This is a genomic window from Vibrio sp. 10N.222.52.B7, from assembly GCF_041474275.1.
Classification (GTDB): Bacteria; Pseudomonadota; Gammaproteobacteria; order Enterobacterales; family Vibrionaceae; genus Vibrio; species Vibrio crassostreae_C.
Map to the genome: position 1 here is coordinate 1 of NZ_JBFRTU010000231.1, position 2,284 is coordinate 2,284.

Sequence of the window (2,284 nt, forward strand, 5' to 3'; positions counted from 1 at the left end):
TTATTTAAATGCAAATAATAGTAATTATCATTTAGATCCAATATTATATTTCGCAAATCAAGATAATACTATGGAACTAAGGTAACTATCAGATGTATAAGCAATCCCTGCTCTCTGCTTCAATCGTTTTAGCGCTTTCATCAACATCAGCCTTTGCTGAAGATTATGCCCTATTTGACGAGGTTGTTGTATCTTCGACTCGTACTAATCAACAACTTGAAGATGTTGCTGCGTCGGTAACTGTGATTAACGATAAAGATATCGAAAAAAACATGGTTACGGATGTAGAAGACTTATTTAAGTACACACCAGGTGTCACGGTGACTACGAATTCTCGCCAAGGGATTCAAGGTATTAACATTCGTGGTATGGAAGGTAACCGAGTAAAGGTTATCGTTGATGGAGTATCACAAACTAGCCAATTTACTCCAAGTGGTACTCAGTCATATAACTTCATTAACTCTTCACGCATTGATGTCGATACGGACATGTTGAAGTCTGTCGAGATTGTTAAAGGTGCGGCTTCTTCTCTGTATGGTTCTGACGCGATTGGTGGTATCGCTGCGTTCGAAACAAAAGACCCGAGTGACTTTTTAAAAGACAAAGACTTCGGTGGCCACGCGAAGTTCAACTACTCTTCATCTGATAATACCTTTAGCGAATCGGTTGCTTTAGCAAATCGTATTGGCGACCTAGAAACGTTAGTTGCTTATACTCGCAGAGACGGTGAGCAAACTGATAACTTTGGTACACCTGATGAGCAAGATACTCAGAACAACAACTTGTTGGTTAAGCTTCAGTACCAATTAAACGAACAACACCGTTTAGAGTTTTCTGGTAACTTCATTGAGAATTCTGGTGATACCGATTTAAATAGTGCAAGTTACACCGACTACACTGGCGAAGACACAACTAGCCAACAGCAAATCGGTATCAAACATATTTGGGATGCTGACCTAGCGTTTGCAGATACTATTACTTGGCAAGCTGACTGGCTGAGCAAAGAAGAGAATGGCGTAACTAATCGTACTTCTAATGGCGGTATGTTCCTACCTCCGGCAGGTAATGTTCAGAAAAAGGACTATATCTACGAGGATGAAGGTTATCAATTTGATGTGCAATTCGATAAGTTCTTCATGACGGGTAATGTAGAAAACTACTTTATCTATGGCGCTTCATATTCGGACAAAGACATTAAAAACGTTAATAACGAATATAACTCCATCAGCGCAGACCAAGTTATTTTCTACATCCCTGCCGCATCTGAAAGAAAATATGGATTCTTTGCTCAAAATGAAATGACGATCGGAAATTGGATGATTACTCCGGGTGTTCGTTTTGATGGTTTTGAAACTGATCCAGGTGATACAAGTCAAAACCCAAGTGGTAACCCAGAAGAGTCTTATGCAAAATATTCAGACTCAGCTGTTACCGGACGTTTGGGTACAACTTACACGCTTAATGATGAAAATAAGATCTTCGGTCAAATCAGCCAAGGCTTTAGAGCTCCTGATTTCCAAGAGCTTTACTACTCATTTGGTAATCCTGCTCACGGTTATTTGAATGCCCCTAACCCTGACTTAGAAGCTGAAGAAAGTATTTCATACGAGTTAGGTTGGCGTCATAACACAAATTATTCATCAAGCGAAATCGCTATCTTCTACAGCGATTATGATAACTTTATTGATAACGTAGCAGTTAGTGGCTCAGCCACTCCGGCCGATCCAACAATATATCAGAATGTAAACATTGATGAAGCCGTAATTAAAGGTATCGAAGCGTCAAATACACAGTCTTGGAATAGCTTCATGCCAGTGAAAGGTGTTAGTACTCGTGTTTCTGCAACGTATACTGAAGGTGAAGATGGCGAAGGTAATCCTCTTAACAGTGTAAACCCTTGGAACGCTGTCGTTGGTTTTAACTATGATGCTCCTTCAGCACTATGGGGTACATCACTTAACATAAGCTACACAGCAGGTAAGAAGTCTAGTGATATCAACAGCGATGGTTTGAATGATGAAATTCTACCAATTGATTCAGCAACTGTAGTTGACCTAACAGCATACTACTTGCCGATGAAGGATCTTACGCTTAGAGCAGGTCTCTTCAACGTTACGGATGAAGAGTACTACTCGTGGAATGACGTTCGTGGATTCTCACAAGAAGATAAAGATTACACGCAAGCAGGTCGTAACTGGTCAATTACAGCTAAATACGAATTCTAATTCGTTAAAAAACTGAATTGCAGATACTAAAAAGCCAGCTTAATGAACTGACCCCCAAT

1 protein-coding gene is annotated in these 2,284 nt (G+C 40.0%); it reads left to right on the forward strand.

Annotated elements, in window-relative coordinates; genetic code table 11:
* Positions 1-92 precede the first annotated feature (92 nt).
* Entirely contained in the window at positions 93-2,225 is a 2,133-nt protein-coding gene (locus AB4512_RS22575) for a TonB-dependent hemoglobin/transferrin/lactoferrin family receptor (RefSeq protein ID WP_017060089.1), read from the forward strand.
* Positions 2,226-2,284: the final 59 nt, after the last annotated feature.

Coding starts and splice junctions, on each gene's coding strand:
- AB4512_RS22575 (WP_017060089.1), top strand. CDS start 93: ATGTATAAGCAATCCCTGCTCTCTGCTTCAATCGTTTTAGCGCTTTCA.